The organism is Paracidovorax cattleyae (assembly GCF_900104515.1).
GTDB lineage: Bacteria > Pseudomonadota > Gammaproteobacteria > Burkholderiales > Burkholderiaceae_C > Paracidovorax > Paracidovorax cattleyae.
Genome location: NZ_FNJL01000008.1, coordinates 144,364 through 166,372, shown reverse-complemented (window position 1 = coordinate 166,372; position 22,009 = coordinate 144,364). Strand labels below are relative to the sequence as shown.

General features: G+C 70.7%; 20 protein-coding genes and 1 pseudogene. 9 read left to right on the top strand and 12 right to left on the bottom strand.

From position 1 onward, the window contains the following. Positions 1-14 precede the first annotated feature (14 nt). The gene (locus BLR05_RS08695; RefSeq protein ID WP_092833752.1) at positions 15-1,097 is read right to left on the bottom strand and encodes a TraB/GumN family protein; all 1,083 of its coding nucleotides are present in this window, start codon (positions 1,095-1,097) and stop codon (positions 15-17) included. Positions 1,098-1,101: 4 nt separating this feature from the next. Continuing rightward, complete coding sequence (locus tag BLR05_RS08690) at positions 1,102-2,112, bottom strand: fumarylacetoacetate hydrolase family protein (RefSeq protein ID WP_092833750.1); 1,011 nt, start codon at positions 2,110-2,112, stop codon at positions 1,102-1,104. A 107-nt stretch (positions 2,113-2,219) separates the two neighbouring features. On the opposite strand from BLR05_RS08690, the gene BLR05_RS08685 reads away from it, so the two are divergent. From BLR05_RS08685 to BLR05_RS08675, 3 genes are all read left to right on the top strand, one after another. Next, complete coding sequence (locus BLR05_RS08685; RefSeq protein ID WP_092833748.1) at positions 2,220-3,002, top strand: IclR family transcriptional regulator; 783 nt, start codon at positions 2,220-2,222, stop codon at positions 3,000-3,002. Between the two features lie 37 nt (positions 3,003-3,039). After that, on the top strand, positions 3,040-4,278 hold the full coding sequence (locus BLR05_RS08680; RefSeq protein ID WP_092833746.1) for a DUF3108 domain-containing protein: 1,239 nt from the start codon (positions 3,040-3,042) through the stop codon (positions 4,276-4,278). A 287-nt stretch (positions 4,279-4,565) separates the two neighbouring features. Continuing rightward, the gene (locus BLR05_RS08675) at positions 4,566-4,853 is read left to right on the top strand and encodes a BTH_I0359 family protein (protein ID WP_092833744.1); all 288 of its coding nucleotides are present in this window, start codon (positions 4,566-4,568) and stop codon (positions 4,851-4,853) included. A 59-nt stretch (positions 4,854-4,912) separates the two neighbouring features. On the opposite strand, the gene BLR05_RS08670 is transcribed toward BLR05_RS08675, so the two are convergent. From BLR05_RS08670 to BLR05_RS08660, 3 genes are all read right to left on the bottom strand, one after another. Continuing rightward, positions 4,913-5,206: a hypothetical protein gene (locus tag BLR05_RS08670; protein ID WP_143015879.1), complete on the bottom strand. Its 294-nt coding sequence runs from the start codon at positions 5,204-5,206 to the stop codon at positions 4,913-4,915. Positions 5,207-5,326: 120 nt separating this feature from the next. Continuing rightward, positions 5,327-5,923, bottom strand: coding sequence for a peptidoglycan recognition protein family protein (locus BLR05_RS08665; RefSeq protein WP_092833740.1), 597 nt, complete (start codon positions 5,921-5,923; stop codon positions 5,327-5,329). Positions 5,924-6,159: 236 nt separating this feature from the next. Further along, positions 6,160-6,747 carry a hemerythrin domain-containing protein gene (locus BLR05_RS08660; RefSeq protein WP_092833813.1) on the bottom strand — a complete coding sequence of 196 codons (588 nt, stop codon included), beginning with the start codon at positions 6,745-6,747 and terminating at the stop codon, positions 6,160-6,162. A gap of 165 nt (positions 6,748-6,912) precedes the next feature. On the opposite strand from BLR05_RS08660, the gene BLR05_RS08655 reads away from it, so the two are divergent. Both BLR05_RS08655 and BLR05_RS08650 read left to right on the top strand, forming a co-directional pair. After that, positions 6,913-7,302: a VOC family protein gene (locus BLR05_RS08655; RefSeq protein ID WP_092833738.1), complete on the top strand. Its 390-nt coding sequence runs from the start codon at positions 6,913-6,915 to the stop codon at positions 7,300-7,302. Positions 7,303-7,344: 42 nt separating this feature from the next. Next, a complete protein-coding gene (locus BLR05_RS08650) occupies positions 7,345-8,256 on the top strand; it encodes a bestrophin family protein (protein WP_092833736.1) in 912 nt (303 codons plus the stop codon). Here the strand turns inward: BLR05_RS08650 and BLR05_RS27090 are convergent. From BLR05_RS27090 to BLR05_RS08635, 3 genes and pseudogenes are all read right to left on the bottom strand, one after another. Beyond that, entirely contained in the window at positions 8,249-8,545 is a 297-nt protein-coding gene (locus tag BLR05_RS27090; RefSeq protein WP_244160066.1) for a manganese efflux pump, read from the bottom strand. The genes BLR05_RS08650 and BLR05_RS27090 overlap by 8 nt on opposite strands. A 140-nt stretch (positions 8,546-8,685) precedes the next feature. Continuing rightward, positions 8,686-12,321: a ribonucleotide reductase barrel domain-containing protein gene (locus BLR05_RS08640; protein WP_092833732.1), complete on the bottom strand. Its 3,636-nt coding sequence runs from the start codon at positions 12,319-12,321 to the stop codon at positions 8,686-8,688. A 240-nt stretch (positions 12,322-12,561) separates the two neighbouring features. Then, positions 12,562-13,205, bottom strand: a pseudogene (locus tag BLR05_RS08635) (MFS transporter); the annotation flags it as partial. A 297-nt stretch (positions 13,206-13,502) separates the two neighbouring features. Here BLR05_RS08635 and BLR05_RS08630 point away from each other — a divergent pair. From BLR05_RS08630 to BLR05_RS08620, 3 genes are read left to right on the top strand one after another with little or no spacing between them, the layout of a single operon-like run. After that, positions 13,503-14,294 carry an ABC transporter substrate-binding protein gene (locus BLR05_RS08630; protein ID WP_092833730.1) on the top strand — a complete coding sequence of 264 codons (792 nt, stop codon included), beginning with the start codon at positions 13,503-13,505 and terminating at the stop codon, positions 14,292-14,294. 7 nt (positions 14,295-14,301) lie between these two features. Continuing rightward, positions 14,302-15,066, top strand: a complete 765-nt coding sequence (locus tag BLR05_RS08625; RefSeq protein ID WP_092833729.1) for an amino acid ABC transporter permease — start codon at positions 14,302-14,304, stop codon at positions 15,064-15,066. After that, positions 15,066-15,749 carry an amino acid ABC transporter permease gene (locus BLR05_RS08620; RefSeq protein ID WP_092833811.1) on the top strand — a complete coding sequence of 228 codons (684 nt, stop codon included), beginning with the start codon at positions 15,066-15,068 and terminating at the stop codon, positions 15,747-15,749. Before BLR05_RS08625 ends, BLR05_RS08620 begins: the two co-directional genes overlap by 1 nt. Position 15,750: 1 nt before the next feature. On the opposite strand, the gene BLR05_RS08615 is transcribed toward BLR05_RS08620, so the two are convergent. Beyond that, a complete protein-coding gene (locus BLR05_RS08615; protein ID WP_092833727.1) occupies positions 15,751-17,631 on the bottom strand; it encodes a type IV pili methyl-accepting chemotaxis transducer N-terminal domain-containing protein in 1,881 nt (626 codons plus the stop codon). Between the two features lie 98 nt (positions 17,632-17,729). On the opposite strand from BLR05_RS08615, the gene BLR05_RS08610 reads away from it, so the two are divergent. After that, positions 17,730-18,554 (top strand): ChaN family lipoprotein, encoded by an 825-nt coding sequence (locus tag BLR05_RS08610; RefSeq protein WP_092833809.1) that lies wholly within the window; start codon positions 17,730-17,732, stop codon positions 18,552-18,554. A 3-nt stretch (positions 18,555-18,557) separates the two neighbouring features. Here the strand turns inward: BLR05_RS08610 and BLR05_RS08605 are convergent, their stop codons facing one another. The 3 genes from BLR05_RS08605 to BLR05_RS08595 form a co-directional block, all read right to left on the bottom strand. Then, positions 18,558-19,274, bottom strand: a complete 717-nt coding sequence (locus BLR05_RS08605) for an MgtC/SapB family protein (protein ID WP_013593103.1) — start codon at positions 19,272-19,274, stop codon at positions 18,558-18,560. 81 nt (positions 19,275-19,355) lie between these two features. Next, positions 19,356-19,727, bottom strand: coding sequence for a hypothetical protein (locus BLR05_RS08600; protein ID WP_092833725.1), 372 nt, complete (start codon positions 19,725-19,727; stop codon positions 19,356-19,358). A gap of 295 nt (positions 19,728-20,022) precedes the next feature. Then, positions 20,023-21,996, bottom strand: a complete 1,974-nt coding sequence (locus tag BLR05_RS08595; RefSeq protein ID WP_092833723.1) for a putative bifunctional diguanylate cyclase/phosphodiesterase — start codon at positions 21,994-21,996, stop codon at positions 20,023-20,025. Between the last annotated feature and the right edge of the window lie 13 nt (positions 21,997-22,009).

Below are 22,009 nucleotides of genomic sequence, written 5' to 3'. Positions count from 1 at the left end.
GTCGTCGTGAAAATTCAGGGCTGGGCGGGCCATTCCACGCGCTCAACCCGGAAGCCCTCGCGGGCCAGCATGATCGGCAGGCCCTGGGGGCCCACCATGTGCAGCGCGCCCACGGCCGCGAACAAGCTGTGGCCCGCGCGATGCTCGGCCACGATGGCGCGCGCCATGCCCGGGTTGCGCGCCACCACCAGCTGTTCGAAGGACTGGCGCTCCTCGGGGGTGCGCTGGCAGTCGCACCACTGGCCGTAGGTTTCCAGCAGGTTGGCGCGGCCGTCGGACCAGGCCGTGGCGAGCGTGGTGAGGGTGTCGCGCGCGGAATGGTTTTCCAGCTGGTCGAGCCCCGAGGCGACGGCGGCAGCGGTTTCCTTCGGATCGTCGGACGCCAGCACCTGCACCTGCAGATCGACCGACTCCAGCGACACCACGGGCTTGTGCAGCCCGCGGGCCAGCCCGGCCAGCACGAAGTCGATGCCATAGGCCGGATCGAATCCCTCGCGCCGCGCGGACATCACCACCAGCGACGACACCTGCAGCTCGGGCCGCATCTCCAGCATGGAGGGGTCGGCGCAGGCGGCATCGCGCTGCGCGGCCAGGCGGCGTTCCAGGTCGGGCGGCAGCGGCGGGGCGTCCGCCGGTTTGCGCAGGGCGGCCTGCAGCTTCTGCATCACCGTGGGGTCCAGCAGGTCCATCTCCAGCGCCACGCGGTCGCTGGCACGGACGGCGGCCATCACCGTGGGACCGGGCAGCATCCAGCCGCGCCGGGCGGCATGCACCGTGCCGTAGAGCCAGCTGGTGCGCCCGTCTTTTTCCACGCGCCACAGCAGACCGCGGTCGCGGGCCTTCTGCAGCGCCTGGGGAATGCCGGCGGGATCGAGCGGCTTCGGCAACGGGGGGCAGTCGGCGCGCCGGGCCGCACGGGCCGGTGCGGGCACCGGGGCCGCGGGGCGGGCAGCGGAGGCCGATGCGGAAGCGGGCGCGGACGCCGGCACGGCGGCGGGCACGGGCGCCAGGGCAGGCTGTGCCGGGACCACGGACGGCCACGCCAGGCAGAGGAGCCCGGCGGCGGCCAGCCGGCGCAAGGCGGCGGGCAGGGTCATGGCGTCAGGCGGCGGGGCTGGCGATCGCCTGGTCGATGGCGCCGAACAGGCTCTGGCCGGCCTTGTTCTTCATCTCGATGCGGATGGTGTCGCCGAATTGCATGAACTCGGTGGAGGGCTTGCCGTCCTGGATGGTCTCGATGCAGCGCTTCTCGGCGATGCAGCTGTAGCCCTTGGGCCACTCCATGCGGCCGTTCTGCTCCACGCCACGGTTGCTGACCGTGCCGCTGCCCACGATGGAGCCGGCGCGCACGTTGCGGGTCTTGCAGATGTGGGCGATCAACTGCCCGAAATGGAAGGTCATCTCGGGCCCGGCGTCGCACATGCCGACCTTGCGGCCGTTCCAGGTGGACTGCAGCGTGAGGTGCAGGCGGCCGCCTTCCCAGGCGTCGCCCAGTTCGTCCAGCGTGACGGCCACGGGGCTGAAGGCGGTGGCGGGCTTGGACTGGAAGAAGCCGAAGCCCTTGGCCAGCTCGGCCGGGATCAGGTTGCGCAGGGAAACGTCGTTGGCCAGCATCACCAGCCGGATGCCGTCGAGCGCCTGCTCGGGCGTGGCGCCCATCTTCACGTCGCCGGTCACCACGGCGATCTCGGCCTCGAAATCGATGCCCATGGCTTCGCTCGGCACCACCACGTCGTCGCAGGAGCCCAGGAAGTCGTCGCTGCCGCCCTGGTACATGAGCGGATCGGTATAGAAACTCTCGGGCACCTCGGCATTGCGCGCCTTTCGCACCAGCTCGACGTGGTTGATGTAGGCGGAGCCGTCCGCCCACTGGCAGGCGCGCGGCAGCGGGGCCATGCAGCGCCCGGGCTCGAAGGGGAAGGCATGCGGCGCGCGGCCGGCGTTGAGCTGCTCGTAGAGGTCCTGCAGCTGGGGGGCGAGGAAGCCCCAGTCGTCGAGCACCTGCTGCAGGCGGCTCGCGATGCCGGTCGCATAATGGGCCGTGCCCAGGTCGCGGGAGACGACGACCAGCTGGCCGTCGCGGGAACCATCTTTGTAGGTGGCGAGTTTCATGGGGCTCAGACCTTGTTGTCTCCGCAGCAAGCCGGTACGCTGCCTGACACGAATTACGAATGGTTAAATTGATTTAACTAAACAAAACTCCAGGAATTCTATTGCAGATGGACAAGGAAAGGGCGGGCATTCAATCGGTGGAGGTCGGCTTCTCGCTGCTGGAGGGCCTGACGCGCAGCCGGGGCCCGCTGATGCTCAAGGACCTCGCCGCCGCTGCCGGCATGAGCGCCGCCAAGGCGCACCGCTATCTGGTGAGCTTCCAGCGCATGGGCCTCGTGGCCCAGGACCCTCGCACCGCCCGCTACGACCTGGGCCCCGCGGCCCTCAAGCTCGGGCTGGCGTCCCTCGCCCGGCTGGATCCGGTGCGGCTCGCCCGCGAGCGCCTGCCGGCCCTCATGGACGACATCCAGCAGACGCTGGCCCTGGCCGTCTGGGGCAACCGGGGCCCGACCATCGTCCACTGGGAGGAATCGCACCAGTCCGTCACCGCCAACCTGCGGCTGGGTGACGTGATGCCGCTGCTGTCCTCGGCCACCGGCCGCTGCTTCGCCGCGCACCTGGCACCCGACGTGACGGCCGGGCTGATCGCCGAGGAGCTGGCCGAGGCCGCCCGGCGCGGCCGCAAGGACATCCCCGCTACGCCGGAGGCCCTGCAGCCCATGCTGGAGGAAGTGCGCCAGCGCGGCTCCGCGCGCGTGGTGGACACGCTGCTGCCGGGCATCGTGGCCTTCTGCGCGCCGGTGTTCGATGCGGACGGCCACCTGTCCCTGGGCATCACCACGCTGGGCTCCATCGCCACGTTCGATCCGCAATGGGGCGGCGCCATCGACGCGCCGCTGCGCGCCATGGCGGACCGGCTCTCGGCCGACCTGGGCTACGGGCAGCCATGAGCGTGGCCGCTGACTGCCGCCGCGGGGGCCGCTGCTGATGCCACGCCGTGTCCTGGCGGCGCTCACCGCCCTGGTGGCCGCGCTGCATGCGCTGGTGCTGTTCGGCCTGCCGCGCTGGACGGGCGGCGCGGACGCCCGCCGGCCGGAAGAGCTGGCCTTCCACACGCGCATGCTGGCGCCGCCACCAGCCCCGCCGGCACCGGCGCCCGCCGCCGCGCCCGAACCGCCTGCGGCCCAACCGGCCGCGCCGCCACCACCGCCCAGGCCGGCGAAGGTCCGCAAGCCGCGCCCCGCCCCCCCGCCGGCGCCAGCCGCTGCACCGGTGCCCTCGCCAGCCGGGGAAGAAACCCCCGCCCCTGCTGCCGGTCCAGGAGAGGCATCGCCCGCATCTCCCATGCCGGAGGCGCCAGCCCTCTCGTTCGCAGACACGGCAGCGGATGCGGCCCAGGCGGCTCGGAACGCTGCGCAGGCCCCCGCGGCCCTGTCCAGCGCGCCCGCTTCCGCTGCCTCCGGCGCGGTGGCCGCAGCCCCGGCACCCGCCCCGGATGCCAGCGATCCCGCCGACACCCGCAATGCGGGCGTGGAGATCCGCCCCCCGAACGGGCCCGCCATCGATGCCAGCGCCAAGCCGCCGCCCGTGCGCCTGCCCCCCTCGCTGCGCCTCGTGTTCGACGTGAGCGGGGAGGTGAAGAAATTCGCCTACCGGGCCAACGCCACGCTCGCGTGGCGCCACGACGATGCGGGCTACGAAGCCCGGCAGGAGATCAAGGCCTTCCTGCTCGGATCCCGGTCGCAGGCCAGCAGCGGCCTGGTCACGCCCGCGGGCCTGCAGCCCAGACGCTTCGCCGACCAGGCCCGCCGGGAGCAGACGGCGGATTTCGACTTCGGCGCGGGCCGCGCCACCTTCAGCACCGGCGCGGCCCCGTCCGCCATCGCCGCGGGCGCGCAGGACCGCATGAGCGTGTTCATTCAGCTCGGCGCCCTGCTGGCGGCTGCGCCCGAGCGCTACCCGGACGGCACCCGCATCACCTTCACCACCGTGGGGCCGCGCAATGCCGACCGCTGGACCTTCACCATCGAAGGCACCGAGACGCTGGACCTGCCCGTCGGCCCCACCCCGGCGCTGAAGCTCGAACGCCTGCCGCGCCGCGACGGCGACCAGAAGGCGGAGCTGTGGCTGGCGCCGTCGCTGGGATTCCTGCCTGCCCGCATCCGCCTCACGCAGGGCAACGGCGATTTTGCCGACCTGCAGCTGTCGGGCCGCAGCAGCCCCTGAACGGGCGGGCCGCCCCCCGCACGCGGGCAGGCCGCCATGCCAGGGCGGTGTGCGGTTTCACCCACAGCTTCGTGGGACGGTGGCGTGACTTCGCCCCGCGGCCTGCACGGCCGGGCTTTTCATGAAATACTGGGTTCACGCATCCGCTTTCGGGCGCGCCACCTGGACTCCGTTCCGGGAGGGCTGGCACGGCGTATGCAAGGACGGGTTTCCGAGGGTCTTGAACTTCGGCACCCGGGTGGCCATCTGACCCAAGTAAACGATTGTTTGACCGACAGGGGAACACCATGCACATGCTCTACGACTCCGACTCCTTCGTGGTGGTCCACATGCAGCCCGACACCGACGAGGCCGAGGCCCCCGCGGGCGTGCCGCCGGTACACCAGCTGGTGCGCCACGGCTTCGAGATCGTGGACAAGCGCTCCGGCAAGGAGGTGTACCTCGACGGATCCTGGGCCGAGATGTTCCAGCAGCAGATCCTGGCATGGCAACGCGACACGCCCACCCAGGAAGAGGTGGACGACACGCTCGACGGGTATGTGGGGCTGGCGCAGAATCCGGTGGTGGTGCACTGACGCAGGCCACCGTCCTGAATGAATCGAGCACCCTTGCCGGGTGCTTTTTTCATGGGGCATCAGTCCTGCCAGTGCCGGTACTCCCTGACATGGTCATCCGTGCCCCGGATCTCCACGAGCCCTCCCAGCCTGAGCCGGTACTCGATCCCGTCCACGCGCGCGGCGTAGTAGCACGGCAACCACGGGTATTCACTCCAGCGCTTGATGGGAATGGACGTCGAGCCGCGGAGCTTCCGGTTGAACTGCTCCAGGTCCAGGTGGAACTGTCCGCAGAGGCTTTTCGATGTCTCCTGCTCCGTGGGCTCCATGACCTTGTCTGCCTGGGTTGCCGTCACATCCAGGGCGGAGTGCATCCAGGCCGTGGCCAAGGCCAACAAAGTACCTGCGGATGCCAATCCGAAAAAGATGCGCGACTTTTGCAATGTAGTTTCTCCAGTTCCTGTGCAGGGATGCCTGTCGATGCGCCCCCCACATCAGTAAGCGACCTGCGCTGCCTCGGAGGGCTGTTTGTATGCAATGTTGGGATGGCGATAGACATCCGCCCTGACCAGACCGAGGCTTTTGAGCAGTTCGTTGACCAGCCATACCGACGCCGCGTTCTGCGCACTGGTGGGAGCGCCGTAAACGCCGTCCTTGGATGCACCGGAGAGTTCGATGCCAATCGAATCCAGGTTGGTGGGGAAGCGTGAACCGGATAGCTTTGCCATCTCCATTTGATGAATCTTCAAGCGCTTCTCGGCCTGCGAGCCGCTGCCAGAGATGATTTGCTTTATCTCGTGCTCATTGGATGGAGCACAGGAATGGCTTTCGAAGCAACGTGAGCGGATCATGCCGACATGATGACAAACCCGGTCCAGCCTCGCGGCCTGGTAGATCAAACCTGCTGGCGAGATGAGAAAGTGCGCGCCGACGCCACGCCACAGGTAAGCGATCAGCGTGGGGACAGCACTGCTGCTGTTTGTCTGGTGAAGCACGATGGCGTTCACCCTCCTCAGCTCCCCATGCTCCAGGTTGGGATACCTGTAGTTCAACACGCGGGTTCCACAGACGATCCCGTTGACGATATTCATGTTCAGCGTTGCTCCCAGCTTCAGAATGGCCCATCGCACCTTGCATGAGCCACAGTCGGTCGAATGCCTGGTGGACTTTGCACAAGTGGCCAGCAGATAGGAACCTCCAGGCGTAGGCCTTCTGGAATGCGGAACACAGCCATTCAACGCTTGACCGAAACACGCCGTCCGTGCTGACGATCGCTCCAGCAGGGCATCACCCACTTTGCCAGCCCGCCCGTCTCGCGTTTCCAGCCTCAGCCGCCCCGCCGCCGCGCCATCTCCTGCCCCATGCCACCCAGCGCAGCCTCCGGCAGCAGCCCCAGCGCCTCCGGATAGGCCACTGCTTCCTCGCGGTCGATATGCCCGGCATACAGGGCGGCGAAATCGTCCAGCGCCCGCTCCTGCTCACGCGACAAGGGCGCCGCGCCGGGCTCGCCACCGGCCACGGCAGCCAGCGGCACGCGCGCCCGTGGCCACAGCATGGCCATGGCGGCATGCTCACGCTGCAGTTCCCGCACGAGTTCCACCACGGGGGCAGCTCCCTGTGCCAGCAGCGGCGGAAACACGTGCAGTTCCTCGTCCTCGTGGTGCAGCGGCGCGGCGATATCGAAATAGCGCAGCACGTCGCGCGCGGCCTCGCGGGCCTGCGCGTCGCAGCCCTGCGCGCGCAGGTGGGTGCGCAGTCGCTCCAGCAGCCCCAGCGTGCGCTGCACGCGCTCGTGGCAGGCGTGCAGCATCTCGAAGGGCTGATCGAATCCGGCGGCGGGGCTGCGCAGGCCGGGGACGGCGGCATCCGGGCCGGATGGAGGGCGGGTCGGGAAGGGGACGGACAAACGGATCATGGACATGCATCATGTGGTGACAACAGGCCGCGCAACGGCAAGACCTGCGGCGTCCAGGCAAAGAGCGATCACCATGGCCGGAGAGCTTGCCACGACAGGCAGAAGGCATAAACTTTCGCCCGGGCAGGAGTTCCTGACACAGAAGGAAAGGCAGAGGCAGCAGACATGATCGACCACACCGGCATCGCCGTCACCGACTACGAGAAAAGCAAGGCGTTCTACACCCGGGCGCTCGCGCCCCTGGGCTACCAGTTGCTCATGGAAGTGAGCGCGGAACTGACGGGCAGCACGGACATGGCCGGCTTCGGCGAGCCGCCGAAGACCGATTTCTGGATCAGCAGCGGCGGCCCCAACCGGCCGGCCATCCACGTGGCCTTCCGCGCCGCCACGCGTGCGGCGGTGGATGCCTTTCATGCCGCGGCCCTGGCGGCCGGCGGCGCCGACAACGGAGCCCCGGGCCTGCGGCCCCACTACCATCCGAACTACTACGGCGCCTTCGTGCGCGACCCGGACGGCCACAACATCGAGGCGGTCTGCCACGCACCGCAGAGCTGACCGGGGAATGCGTGCAAGCTCCATCCGCCCCACCAGCACGGCATGATCATCCGCCCCCGCCCCCACTGGCTGCGCATGCTGTTCGTCGTTCGCGGCTCGGTCCTGCCGGACATCCTCCCCCAGCTCGCCGCCGCGACCGGGTTCGCGGTACTGGTCACCGTGCTGCACGGCCGGCTGTTCCAATGGAAGGTGCCACTCAATTTCGTGCCGTTCTCGCTCATGGGGCTCACCCTGGCGATCTTCCTCGGCTTCCGCAACAGCACGAGCTACGCCCGGTACTGGGAGGCCCGCACGCTGTGGGGCACGGTGCTGAACGAGTCGCGCTCGCTGGTGCGCCAGGCGCTGACGCTGGCGGACGCGCCGCAACAGGCCCGCCCCTTCGCCCTGCGCGTGGCGGCGTTCGCCCATGCGCTGCGGCACCAGCTGCGCGGGAGCGACAGCGGGGAGGACCTGCGCCGGCTGCTTGCGCCGCATGAATGCGCCCGGGTGGCCGCGGCGCGCTACCAGCCGGCCATGTTGCTGCTGATGGCCGGCGAATGGATCGCCGAGCGCCGGCGCGAAGGCCGCATCGAGGCCGTGCTCGTGCCTGCCATGGAGGCGCCGCTCATGCGGCTCAGCGAGGCGCTGGGCGGCTGCGAGCGCATCGCCTCCACGCCGATCCCGTTCACCTATTCGGTGCTGATCCACCGGACGATCTATTTCTACTGCCTGCTGCTGCCGTTCGGGCTGGTCGATGCCATCGGGTTCATGACGCCGGTGATCGTCGCCTTCATCGCCTACACCTTCTTCGCGCTGGAGGCCCTGGGCTCCGAGATCGAGGAGCCTTTCGGCACGGCGCCCAACGATCTCGCGCTGGACGCGATGTGCGCCATGATCGAGGCCTCGCTGCGCGAAATGGCGGGCGAAGCGCTGCCCCCGCGGCAGGACGGCCCGCAGCCCGACTGGCTCACCTGAGGGCCGCGGCCGCCACCTGGCCCGCCGCGTGGAGGTGCCCGTACAGGATCAGGGCGCCGATTCCGATCAGCAGCAGCCCGCCCAGCCCTTCGGCCCGGCGGCCCGCCACTGCCATCGCATCGGTGCTGGTGGCGAACCCCGTCATGGCCAGCAGCCAGCATCCGTGGCGCACGGGCTTTTCCACCTCGCCACCAGCGTTCTTCCAGGCAGCGAACACCATGTGGTCGCCCAGGCACAGCAGCAGCACAAAGGCGATCCCGCCAACCGCCGGAGCGGATGCCTGCGCCACGGCATGCGGGATGCCGAGTGTGTTGACGCAGGCGCCTCCAGGACCGGAGGCAGGCTGCTCCCCAAGGGAGACGCGATTCCAGGGACGCCGGATACCGCCGTCGATACCCCCACGCGCCGCCGGCCCCATGGAACCGGATCTCATCCGCAGCTGCCCAGGTGCCCGCATTGCGTGCAGTAGTCGCATCCATCCTTGCGGATGACGGCGTGCGCGCCGCACTCGGGGCACTTGCGGCCGGCCATCGCGGGCGGCAGCCCGGTGGGTGCGGCAGGAGCGTCCAGCGGCAGCTCCTGCTGGCGCATGGGCCCGGCGGGCGCTGCGGCGCGCTGGGCAAGGATGTTCTGGATGGCGTAGGCGATGGCGGCCACTTCGGAGTCGTGCCAGAGCGGCACGCGGGCGCCATCGGCCCGGGCGTGGGTGCCCAGGCGCACGGGGCCGCGGTCCCAGGCGACCTTGCGCATGTCGCTGAGCGCGCGCTCCAGGAAGCCGCCGCGCGCGGCCAGCGAGAGCAGGCGCATGCTGGAGGTGATCCACTGCTGCGACTCGCCGCTTTGCCCCACCGGCATGAAGAACTCGATCGCGCGGTCCAGCGTGCCGCCGTGGCCGTCGGGCACGGGCAGGAAGGAGACGAGCAGGTAGAGCGTCTTGCGGCCCTCCTGCGTCCAGTACTCCACCTTCTCGGCCACGGCGGAGAGCGCGCCCTTGGGGCGGCTTTCGATCACGGCGCGCATCGGGTCCGCGGGCGCGGCGGCGGGCATCGCCGGTGCCGCAGGGGCGGCTGCATCGACTGCCTGCGGCGCGACAGCCGGCGCCTCCAGCACGGCCCCGAGGATGGCGTTGGGCCGGTAGGTGGCCAGGCCCTTGAGCCGCGCGCGCCAGGCGTGCAGGTAGAGGTTCTTGAAATCCTCGCAGGGGTAGTCGGCCGGCACGTTCACGGTCTTGGAGATGGCCGTGTCGATGAAGGGCTGCACCGCCTCCATCATCGCGATGTGCCCGGCGGCGGGCATCTGCAGCGCGCTCACGAAGTAGCCGGGCAGCGCGTTCACGTCGCCACCCAGCGCGCGGTAAAGCCGCCAGGCGTGGTCTTCCACCGCGTATTCGCTGGTGCTGCCGTCGGCCTCGCGCTTGCGGCGCGTGTACGTCCACGAGAACGGCGGCTCGATGCCGTTGGAGGCGTTGTCGGCAAAGGCCAGGCTCACGGTGCCCGTGGGCGCGATCGACAGCAGGTGACTGTTGCGGATGCCGTGGGTGCGGATGGACTCCCGCAGCGCGGCGGGCAGGCGGCTCGCGAAGGTGCCGGGGGCGAGATAGCCCGCGGCGTCGAACATCGGGAACACGCCTTTTTCCTTCGCCAGCTCCACGGAGGCGGCATAGGCCGCATCGCGCATGCATTCGGCGATGCGCGTGGCCATGGCGCGGCCTGCGTCGGTGTCGTAGCGCAGCCGCAGCATGGCGAGGGCGTTGCCCAGGCCTGTGAATCCCACGCCGATGCGCCGCTTGGCCGCGGACTCGGACCGCTGCTGCGGCAGCGGCCAGAAGGTGACGTCCAGCACGTTGTCGAGTGCGCGCACCTGCGTGGCCACACTGGCCGCGAACGCCTCGAAATCGAAGGCCGGCTCGCCGGTGAACCCGAAGGGATGGCGCACGAAGCGCGGCAGGATGATGGGGCCGAGGTCGCAGCAGCCGTAGGAGGGGAGCGGCTGCTCGCCGCAGTTGTGCACGTAGAGGCCGTTGGCGTCGAAGGCATGGCAGTCGGCCACGGTGACGTCGTAGACGTCCTCGTGCCCGTCCGGCAGCACGTCCTGCACGGTGGCAGTGAACGGCTCACGGTTCAACGCACGCCGATAGCTGGAGAGCGCCGTTGCCAGCCGCTCGGCCTTGCCCGCGTCTTCGAAGCCGATGCGTTCGGCGAAAACGCGCAGGTTGTCGCCGCTCACGACGAGCTCGTGCTGCGCCCGTGTGGCGCAGGGCTGCCGCCCGCCGCGCCCATCGGGCAGCAGGCGCAACCCGGCCGTGCGCCGGTCCGGGTACAGCGTGGAGGCGATGCCCAGGCGCAGCAGCATGCGCTGCACGGTCTGCAGCAACTCCTGGTCGCTCTGCGCGAGCCGCACACTCACGCCCTTCTCCTGGCGGCCCTGCACCGAGCCATCGGTATCGAAGAGGCCGCGCAGCAGGCCCACCGAGAACGCGGACGATGCACGCTCCATGGCGGGGGTGATGGTTTTCGCGCCGGGGCGCATGCCCATGCGCAGCGCCAGTGCACGCACGGCGCCGCTGGCCATGCGCCGCTCCGCGCAGGCCCCGCCGCTGCGCGCCACCGTGCGCTGGAATCCGCGGAAATCCGCCCGGTGCGACAGCGTCGCTGCGGCAGCCTCGGCGGCCCTCAGGATGCCGTGCGCGCCGCTGGAGGGCGCGGGCGCGCCATTGGCGACGAGCCGCGCATCGTTCTCTTCCTCTTGCGCCAGCCAGACGGAGATCACCGCCTTGTCGGCCTTCAAGGTGCCGTCGCCGATCAGCAGGCCCAGCAGGTAGCCTTCGGCCTCGGTGCCCTCGCCCTTCCAGCCCGGCAGGGCGCGGTGGTCGTTCAGCACGATGTCGTCGCCGGGCTGCAGCGCGCCCGCGGCGATCCACTCCACCTCGCGCACGTAGCGGGTCTGCTTCGCCACGCGCCGCACCGGGTGGTCTTCCGTCAGCCGCAGCGCGTGGCCCTGGCGGGTGCGCAGCCGCAGCACGGGCTTGTGGCCGGTGGCGAAGAAGCCGGCGCTCACCGTGGGGAAGGAGCGCCCGTCCACGACAGCATTGAACGGCCTGCCGACGAGCTCGGCCACCTGCGCGGGGCCGGCATCCGTCATCACCCAGGTGTCCGCCGTCACGCAGGGATTCGTGGCCGCGATGCTTTCACAGTAGGCCAGATTGTTGTCGGTGTTGACGCGGTCGAGGAAGAGGATGCCCGGCTCGGCGAAGTCGTAGGCCGAGCGCATGATCGTGTCCCACAGCTCCCGCGCGGGCAGCGTGCGATAGACCCACTGGCCGTCGGCACGCTGGCGGGCGCCCTCTTCGCGCAATGCGGCGCCGGGGCGGGCCGGATGCACCAGCTCCCACGGCGCATCGTCCAGCACGGCCTGCACGAAGGCATCGGGCACGCCGACGGAGACGTTGAAGTTGTTCCAGCGGCCGGGCGTGCGCTTGGCGGTGATGAAGTCCAGCACGTCCGGGTGGTCGATGCGCAGCACGCCCATCTGCGCGCCGCGGCGCGCGCCCGCGCTCTCCACGGTGGCGCAGGACTGGTCGAAGACGTTGATGTAGCTGCACGGCCCCGAGGCCATCGAGGCCGTGCCCTTCACTTCGGCGCCGCGCGGGCGGATGCGCGAGAAGTCGTAGCCCACGCCGCCGCCGCGCCGCATGGTTTCCGCGGCTTCGCGCAGCGCTTCGTAGATGCCGGGATAGCCGCCTTCGTCCATGCCCTGGATGCAGTCGCCCACGGGCTGCACGAAGCAGTTGATGAGCGTGGCCTGGATGTCGGTGCCCGCCGCGCTCATGATGCGCCCCGCGCCGATCGCACCGGCCCGCAGGTTGGAGAGGAAGCGCGCCTCGATCGCCTCGCGCACCTCCGGCGCCTCGACCGAGGCGAGGGCGCGGGCCACGCGCCGGTAGAGCGTCTCGGCATCGGCCTCGCCGGGCTTGAGGTACTTTTCGCGCAGCACGTCGAGGCTGATGGGCTGCTCGGGCAGGCGGGGCGCATCGGGCGCGAGGGAGTCGATCGGATCGCGTTGCATGGGTTCCAGTTTCCTGAACGGCCAAACCGTCTTTCTACTCCTGCGCCGGGCCTTCGCACTGGGCTATGTCAACGTCGGCGCAAAGGACTTGCCCGCCGTGCTCGGAAATAGAACTCCTCGAGGATCACGTGGCCCATGGCCATCGCCACGGCGGCGTCTTTGCCGGGCCACCGGTGTGGCCCCCCTTCCCACGCGCAGCGAGAGAGAAGGGGAAAGCGGCGCAGCCGCACAGGGGGTAGGTCACCAGCACGGCATCTCTGCATGACGGCGCGCGCAGTACCACCAGGTGATGCCGATGCACGGCGCGTAGAACGCAGCGAACGCCCACAGTGCCAGCTCCGGCCCGCCCGTCGCGGCGATGGAACTGCCGTAGCTCCTGGGAATGAAGAAGCCGCCATAGGCCCCCAGCGCACCCGCGAAGCCCAGTGCCGCGGCGCCTTCGGTGTTGCCCTCGCGGGTGGCCTGGGCGCGGGCCTCGGCGCTGCCCGTGCGCACTTTGGCGAAGCGCAGGTTCAGGAAGATCACGGGGATCATCCGGAAGGTCGATCCGTTGCCGATGCCGGTCGTCAGGGACAGCACCATGAACATCGCGAAGAAGCCCGCGAAGCTGCCCTGGGCCGGCCCGAAGGCGAGCGCGTAGTTGCCCGTTCCCTCGGGCAGGAAGGGCAGCACACCCACCACGGCCAGCGCCATCACCGCGAAGTTCCACAGCGTGACCTGCGCGCCGCCCCATCGGGGAACTGGCTCTTGATGAGCAGCGGGAAGCCCGCGGAAAACCCGATGAACGAGCCGAAGGTGCCGAGGTACAGCACGCACATGATCCAGTTGTGCTTGCGGCGGAAGATGGCGGCCAGCGACGCGAGCGCGATCCAGGGCACGCGGATGTCCAGCCCGTACTCGCCCACGGCGCTTGCATGGGCCATGGCATTCGTCCTCGGGATGGCCCCGTGGTCAATCCGCAGGGCCCGGAAGCGATCGTCGCGCGAACGGGCCGGCTTGCCCATCCTCCGGAAGAACTATGCAGCCGCCCTACCAGATCGCATGCGCGCCGGGGCGCATGTCCTTATCCGGATTCCTCCAATCCACGGCGGCGCGCGCTTCCTAACATGGGAGCCACGCAACACCACCGGGAGGACTCCTGAATGACTCTATACCAGACTCAGCCACTTCGTACCGGCGCCATGCTGCTGTGCATGGTCCTCGCCGCGATACCCGCGATCGCCCGCGCCGATCGCCTGGACGACATCCGCCGGGCCGGCGTCGTGCGGGTGGCGGCATTCGATGCCAACCCGCCCTTCGGTCAGGTCGATCCCAGGACCAGGAAAATCGTCGGACTGGACGTGGATGTGGCTGGCGAGCTGGCCAAGGCCCTGGGGGTGAAGCTGGAGGTGGTACCCACCAACCCTGCCAACCGCATCCCGCTGCTCGTCGCCGGTAAGGTGGACCTCGTGCTGGCCAACTTCACCATCACGGAAGAGCGCGCCAAGGTCGTCAACTTCAGCACGCCCTACTTCGCATCCGGCACCCAGTTCATCGCCAGGAAGGGAACGCTGAAATCGCCCGACCAGTTGAACGCCCTGCGGATCGGTGTGGACAAGGGCACCACCAACGAGATCCAGCTGCGGCAGAAGTACCCGCAGGCAACCCTCGTCGCCTATGACGACACGCCCTTCGCCTTCGCGGCGCTGCGCAATGGCAACGTCCAGGCCATCTCCCAGGACGGCCCGAAGCTCATCGGCCTGCTGGCCCAGGTGCCGGACCGGGACAAGTACGAGATTCCTCCCTTCGCGATCTCGCAGGACTTCATCGGCGTGGGCATCCCGCGGGGCGAGACGGCCCTCACCGACGCCGTGAACACGGCCCTGCGCACGCTGGAAGCGGACGGCAGGGCCCAGAAGATCCACGATGCGTGGTTCGGCCCGAACACCAGGACACCGCTGCCCCGCCTTTTCAAGATCGGCGATCCGGCCTGAAGCGTCCATGCCGCCCGCGCTGCTCCAGGACCTGCTCCCCGCACCGCGCTACCTGGGCTGGCTGCTCGACGGCTGGCTGATGACGCTCTGGACCGCCATCCTCGTCATCGCGGCCGCGTCCGCCCTGGGGGCCCTGTACGCCGCCGTACGCGAGGCAGGCGGCCCTGCCAGCCAGCGCGCGGCCGCTGCCTATCTCTCGCTGGTGCGCAACACGCCGCTCCTCGTGCAATTGCTGTTCTGGTATTTCGGCCTGCCCTCCCTGCTGCCCGACGGCATGCTCGGGTGGCTCAACGGCGGGCACGCGCTCTCCGTGGGCGGCTGGGTGATCGTGCGCTGGCCCTCCTTCGAGTTCCTCGCGGCCTTCGCCGGCCTGGCCGTGTATTCGGCCGCCTACGTGGGCGAGGACATCCGCTCGGGCCTGCGCGGTGTCCCGCCCGGGCAGCGCGCGGCGGCAGCGGCCCTGGGGTTCACACCGGCCCAGGCGATGCGCCACGTGGTGCTTCCGCAGGCACTGCGCATCGCCAGGCCGCCCCTGCTCGGCCAGGCCATGAACATTCTCAAGAACACCTCGGTGGGCATGGCCATCGGGCTGGCGGAACTGTCCTACCGCGCACGCCAGGCGGAGGCGGAGACCTGGAAGACCTTCCAGATCTACGGCGTCGCAACGGTGCTCTACATCGCCGCCATCGCGCTGCTGGCCGCGATCCTCCGCCGGGCATGGCGCAGTCCGCCGCACGCCCGCAGCCTGGCGCCGGCGCCACGGGATGCATGATGGACCTGTCCTTTCTTCAGAGCGACCTGGGCTATCTGCTGTGGGGTACCTTCCCTGAAGGCCCGCCGGGCGGCGCACTGCTCACGCTGCTGCTGAGCGCGGGCTCCGGCATCGCCTCGGCCGCGCTCGGCCTGGGCCTGGGCATCCTGCTGGTCCTGCTGCGCGGCCCTGCGCTGGGCGCCCTCGCGGCGGTGCTGGACTTCCTGCGCGCCATTCCCGTGCTGATGCTGATCTTCTGGACGTACTTCCTGCTGCCGCTGTGGCTGGGCATCGACGTGCCCGGCACGTTGTCGGTGATGGCGGCGCTGGCGCTGGTGGGCGGGGCCTACCTGGCACATGGCGTGGCCGCCGGCATCCGGGGCGTGGGCGCCGGGCAATGGGCGGCCGGGCTCGCGATGGGCTTCACCCGCTGGAGCGCGCTGCGCCACGTGGTGCTGCCGCAAGCGCTGCGGATGATGCTGCCGTCTTTCGTCAACCAGTGGGTCACCCTCGTGAAGGACAGCTCGCTCGCCTACATCGTGGGCGTCAACGAACTCTCGTTCCTGGCCACCCAGGTGAACGCCCGGGTCATGACCGCCCCTGCCGAAGTGTTCGGCTTCGTCGCACTGCTCTACTGGCTCGTGTGCAGCGCGCTGGACCTCGGCGCACGGGCCGCGGCACGCCCGCGCGCACTGGCACACTGACTCAGGACGCCAGCGGCGCGAAATCCGAAATGGAAAAACCCGCCGTCGCGGCGGCGGGGGCGCCCGGCTCCCCGGCCGCCGGCAGGTCGATGCGCACCCGCGTACCCCGCCCGGGTGCCGCCTCGATGCTGACCTGCGCGCCCACGCGCTCGGCCCGCTCGCGCATGATGGCCAGGCCCACGTGCATGGAATCGGACGGCACGGCGGCCGCGTCGAACCCGCAGCCGTCGTCCTCCACCTCGAAGCGCCAGTGCGGCTCGCGCTGCACGCGCACTTCCACGCGGCGTGCGCCCGAGTGCTTGCGCACGTTGGACAGGGCCTCCTGCACCATGTGCAGCACCTGCACCTGCACGTCGGGCGCGAGCGGCAGGCCGTGGCCGGCCATCGACAGCCCGTGCGCGATGCCGGTCTGGTGCCCGAACTTCGACAGCGTGGCGCGCAGCGCTCCTTCGATGTCCTCCTCGCTCGTGCGGGTGCGGAAGTGCGCCAGCAGCTCGCGCACGTCGGCATAGCAGCCGCGCACGCCCACGTCCAGCTCGCCCATGCTGCGGTCCCGCGCCGCATGGTCGCCCCGGCCCACCGCGTCGCGCAGCAGTTGCGTCTGGATTTTCAGGAAGGCCAGCGACTGCGCGATGGAATCGTGCAGCTCCCGCGCAATGAAGGAGCGCTCCTGCGCCACGGCAGCCTCGCGATCCAGCGCAGTGGCGCGCAGCCCCTCCATCGCCGTCGCGAGATGGCTCGCCATGGCCTCCAGCATTTCCTGCATGCCGGGCTCGATCCCGGTCGCCGAGCGGAAAAACAGGTTCACCTCGCCCAGCACGCGCTGCTGCGTGCGCACCGGCACCAGCACCAGGGTCTGGTAGCCGGCCTCGCCGGTGAGCATCGGAATGACGCGCAGGCGCGCGGCGTCCTGCGGCTGGCCGCAATGGCAGCTTCCGGTGGGAAGGCAGTGTTCGCCCTGCGCCAGGCTCTCGGGCAGCCCGTCGCCGGCCAGCAGCATGTAGCGCTCGTTGGCCTCGTCCGACCAGCACATGGCGGCGGCATCCGCCCGCGCGATCTCGCGCACCTGCCGCACGAAGCCGCGCGCCAGCGCGTCCAGGCTCCCGGCCCCGGACACCTGGGCGCTCACCTCGTAGAGCGCCGTCAGCCACGCGTTGCGCTCTTCCAGGCGCGAAGTCTTCTCGGCCACCTTGCGCTCCAGGTCCTGGTGGGCCGACTGCAGCGCATGCGCCATCAGGTTGAATCCCGTGGCGAGCTGGCCGAACTCGTCCCGCGACTCCACCGGCAGCCGTGTGCGCAGGTCGCCCTGCCGCATGCGGGCCAATGCCTGCTGCAGCCGCGCCACCGGCGCGAGCACCAGCCAGTGGCTCACCGCCATGAACGCCACCGCCGCAGCGATGGCCACGGCCATCAGCGCGAGCTGGAACAGGTGCAGCGCCGTGGTCCACCGCGCCATCTGGCGCTCGATCGCATCCACGAAGCCATCCACCCCCGCCGCGAACGCGTCCGCCCGGGTGACGTCCGGCGCGGCGCGGCCATCGCGCAGCCGACCCCAATCCTCGACGATGCGCGCGAAGCGTGTCCCCGTGTCCTCGTTCCAGGGCACGAACAGGGGCCGGGCGGGGTCTCCCTGGCGCAGCAGATCCAGGCTGGCATCGAACCGGCCGGACAGCGGCGCCAGCGCCTCCGGGGCCTCGGCCCGCCCCGCCAGCGCCATGCGCATCATCGTCATGCGCAGGCGGCCCGCCTCGTTCACGGCCGCAGCGCCGCCTTCGAGCTTCCAGGTGATCCATAGCGTGACGGCGATGGACAGCAGGGCGACGGCAAGAAAGCCGCTGCCGATGGCGAGCAGCCGGGTGGTCAGGGTAAGGGGCCTGCGCATGGCCGGCAGTGTAGGAACGGGCAATGCCGCAGCCCTTGATGCAAGTCAAGCCAGAAACCTTCCGGACCGACTTGCCGCGATGGGGTAAGGTGCCGGCCATGCATCTGTCCATCCGCATGCGGCGCTCCGCGGAACGCGCCGCCTCCCTGGCCCTGCTGGCCCTGGCCGCGGCGTGCGCCAGCACCGTGCCGCCTGCAGCCCCGTCCGGCGGCGACCCCTGGCAGGCGCTGCTGCCCACCGAGATCCTGCTCCTGGGCGAGCAGCACGACGCGCCCGAACACCAGCGGCTGGAACGCGAGGCCGTCGCCTCGCTGGCAGTCCGCGGGCAGCTGGCGGCGCTGGTGGTGGAGATGGCCGAGGCCGGCCACGGTACGGCCGGCCTGCCGCGCGATGCCGCCGAATCCGCCGTGCGCGAAGCGCTCGCATGGAACGATGCGGCCTGGCCCTGGACGCATTACGGCCCGGTGGTGATGGAAGCCGTGCATGCCGGCGTGCCGGTGCTCGGCGGCAACCTGCCCCGCGCGCGCATGCGCGAGGCCATGCAGGATGCGGCCTGGGATCCCCGTGTGCCGGCCCCCGTACTGCGCCGGCAGGTCGAAGCCATGGAGGCCGGCCACTGTGGCCTGCTGCCTGCGTCGCAGCTGCCCGGCATGGCCCGCATCCAGATCGCGCGGGACGACAGCCTGGCGAGGACGGCGGCCGGCGCGCGACGGCCCGGGCAGACGGTACTGCTGGTCACGGGCGCGGGCCACGCGCGCCGCGACCTCGGCGTGCCGCTGCACTGGGACGCGGGCGTGCAGGCCCGCGTCGCGATCGCACGGGCGCAATCCGCCACCGATCCGCTGCCCGGAGGCGCCGCCGACACGGTCCTGCCTACTCCTGCCCTGCCGCCCACGGACCATTGCGCCGCAATCAGGCGATAAGGCCTATTCCTCCGAACCGGCGTTCCAGAACGCCTGCAGCACCCCCGGCAGTTCCTCGATCGCGCGCATCACGGCATCCAGTTCGTCGGCCTCCACCGCCGTCGCGTAGAGCGTGGCCTCGATCTCGGTTTCCGTGCGCCCGAAGGCATGCTGGCCCACGCCGCGCACCGGGTAGTTCGCGCCCTCCAGCAACTCCACCATGCGCTCGCGCACCTCGCCGTGGACGCCGCGCTCGCACAGCACATAGACGGTATAGATGGCCTCGCTGGTGGCTTCCTGCACCGGACGCCGGTTGATGCGGTTGGCCACGGGGCGCAGCAGCGTATTGCTCGCCAGCACGAACAGCGCGGCCAGCACCGCCTCGGCCACCAGGTGCGAGCCCGCGCAGGCGCCCACCGCCGCGGAGCCCCAGAGCGTCGCCGCCGTATTGAGCCCGGTGATGTTCGCGCCCTCCTTCATGATCGCCCCCGCGCCCAGGAAGCCCACGCCCGACACCACGTAGGCAATCACCCGCACCGCGCCGGACGGCCCCTCGAGCCGGTCGGCCAGCACCACGAAAGCCGCCGCGCCCACGGCCACGAGCGTATTGGTGCGCAGCCCCGCGGTCCGCTGGCGGATCTGCCGCTCCAGCCCGATCGCCGCGCCCAGCCCGAAGGCGGTGAGCAGGCTGACCAGGGTGTCGAGGAAGGGAAACAGGTGGAAGTGGCGAAGAAATTGCATGGTGCGGTCCGGGTGCGTGGCCTGACGGGCAGGGGGCGGAAGACGACTGGGAACGGGCTGGTGAATGGCCGCGGGGCCGCGCTAGACCGGCGCGCCGGAACGCCGGCAGCGGCGCACCCACCAGGCCCGGGCGCGGCGCCAGGCACCTGCCGGAACGGAAGGCCCGAAGGCGTCGAACGCCCGGCCGCCGATGCGCCGGGCCCGCTCGCGCGCGGGCCGGCTCAGGCGCTGGAAGACCGCACGGCGCTGGTCCGCGGGCAGCATGGACAGCGCATCGGCGATCACCGCGCCCGGCTCCCGGGACAGGCACGCCGCCACGGCGCCGCGTCCGTGGCTCTGCAGCAGGCCGCACAGTGCCTGCGGGCGGCGGCGGGCGAGCGCGTCGCGCAGCACCAGTGCGACCAGCTCGTCCCTCTGGAAAGAAGCAGGAAGAAAAGAACGGAAGAAGAACATGGGGGCTCCATCCGCGCCAGCCGCGCGGGGAGCCTCCGTGCCGTCAACGGCAGGGCGGACGGCAGGCGGCGTCCGGGCGCGCGCCGGATGCGGCAAGGGAAATGCGAGTTGCAGGGGCGGCCATCGGGCACACCGGGGGCATGGCGGAGGAAGGCCGTCTAGGGTAGGGGTCCATGGCGTTCTCTCCGCGCTCACGCGCTCCGGTGGATGGGCCCGCGCGCGGGGGCGCGGGAAGAAGCCGGCAGAGGTAGCCGGAAGGCTGCAGGCCGGGCGGCCCGCGGAAAAAGCGGGCGGATTATTGCCGGGCCGGCCAAGGCGCGTCAACTCCCGCGGCCTGCTGCGCCAGCAGCGCGGCGAACTCCGCCGCGGGCACCGGCCGGCGGCACAGGTAGCCCTGGTAGCGGTCGCAGCCCAGGCTGCGCAGGAACGCCAGCTGCTCCGGCGTCTCCACGCCCTCGGCCAGCACTGCCAGGCCCAGGCTGTGCCCCATGGCAATGATGGCCGCGCAGATCGCCGTATCATCAGCGCTCTGCGGCAGGTCGCGGATGAACCCCTTGTCGATCTTCAGCACATCGATCGGGAAGCGCTTGAGGTGCGCCAGCGACGAGTAGCCCGTGCCGAAATCATCGATCGCCAGCCGCAGGCCCAGGCCGCGCAGCCGCAGCAGCACCTGCCGCGCCTCCTCGGGGCGCTCCGCCAGCGCGCCCTCCGTGAGCTCCAGCTCCAGCAGCGTGGACGGCAGGCCGGAATCCGCCAGCGCGAGGGCCGCGCAGCCGGCCAGGTCGGTCAGGTGGAACTGGCGCGGGGAGACGTTCACCGCCATCGTCACCTCGGGCAACCCGGCCTCGCGCCAGCCCTGGGCCTGGCGGCAGGCCTCCTGCATCACCCAGACGCCCAGCGGGCCGATCATGCCCGTGCGCTCGGCCACCGGGATGAAGCGGTCGGGCGCGATGGGGCCCTCCACCGGGTCGATCCAGCGCACCAGCGCCTCCGCGCCCACGATGCACCCGGAGGCGATGTCCACCTGCGGCTGGTAGTGCAGCTGCAGGTGCCCCTGGGCCAGCACCGAGCGCAGCCGCGCCTCCAGGGCGAGCCGCTCGCGCGCGGCCTGGGTGAGACTCTCGTCGAAGAAATGCCAGGCGCCCTGCCCGTGCTCGCGCGCGCCGTACACCGCCGCATGGGCGCCCTGCAGCAGCGTATCGGCGGTGTCGCCATGGTCCGGGAACAGGCAGATGCCCACGCTGGCCGAGGCCACCACCTCGAAGCCGTCGGGCGAGCGCCAGGGCTCGGCCAGCGCCGCCAGCAGGGCGCGGGCGGCCCCCACCGCGCCCTGCGCGCCATCCACCCGGCGGGCGATCACGCCGATCTCGTCGCCCGCCAGCCGCCCCGCGAGGTCGCCCGGCCGCAGCGCAGCCTGCACGCGGGCGGCGATGTGGCGCAGCACCTGGTCGCCCACCGCATGGCCGTAGCTGTCGTTCACATCCTTGAAGCGGTCCAGGTTGACCAGCAGCACCGCCAGGGGCTCGCCGCGGGCGCGCGCGTCCGCCATCGCCTCCTCGAGCTGCTGCGCGAAGAACGTGCGGTTGGGCAGGCCGGTGAGCGGGTCGGTGTGGGCCATGACCTCCAGCCGGCGCCGCTGCTCGTGCTCCTGGGAAATGTCGGTGAACAGGCACACGTAGTGCGTCACCTCGCCGCGCGCATTGCGCACGCTGGAGAGCGACATGCGCTCGGGGAACACTTCGCCGTTCTTGCGGCGGTTCCAGATCTCGCCCTGCCAGTGCCCGGTGCGGCCCAGCTCCTCCCACATGGCCTCGTAGAACGCCCGGCCGTGGCGGCCCGACTTGAACAGCCGCGGCGTGCGGCCCAGCAGTTCCGCCTCTCCGTAGCCCATGAGCCGCGTGAAGGCCGCATTCACCGACAGGATGCGGCTCTCGGCATCGGTCACCACCATGCCCTCGGCCGCGTTGTCCACCACCGTGGCCGCGAGCCGCTGGCGCTCGTCGGCCTGCACGGCGCCACGGGCCAGCACCGCGATCTCCCGGCCGCGCGCGCGCCAGCGCCGCAGCGCCCATACGCCGCAGCCCGCCGGCGCCAGCACGAAGGCCGCCTGCAGCGCCGCACGCAGCGCGCTGCCGGCCGGCAAAAGCGCCTCCGCGCCGGCCACCCAGGCCAGCCCGGCGGCAGCGTACAAAAGCAGGGCGGCGGGTACCCACCAGCCTGCCATTCTCCCGGGAGCGTTGCGGGGGACGCCCCCCTCCTGCTCATGCATCAATTCCTTGCTC